Annotated in this window: 1 pseudogene; it reads right to left on the reverse strand. The window is 40.6% G+C overall.

Annotated features, from left to right (window positions below):
• Nucleotides 1-251: pseudogene (locus tag SB719_RS21550) on the reverse strand (single-stranded DNA-binding protein); the annotation flags it as partial.

The raw sequence follows: 251 nt of genomic DNA on the forward strand, positions 1-251 counted from the left end.
TTCAGCAGATCATCCAGATCGGTATCATCTGCGCTTGAGCTAGAGCCGCTACTTGAAGACATAAAATCATCTTCGGTTTTGGTATTAAAATCATCAACATTAAATGCATCCAGATCATCTGCAACTTTATCTGCTTTTTTTGCTGCGGTTGCTGCTGCACCGCCCATAACTGCGGTACCCATAACCTGGCCAAATTTGGTATTCAGTTCTTCAAATGATTTAAATTTATCTTTAGAGGTCATTTCGCTCAG

It is taken from the genome of Pantoea sp. SIMBA_079 (assembly GCF_046940275.1).
Taxonomy (GTDB): Bacteria; Pseudomonadota; Gammaproteobacteria; order Enterobacterales; family Enterobacteriaceae; genus Pantoea; species Pantoea borealis.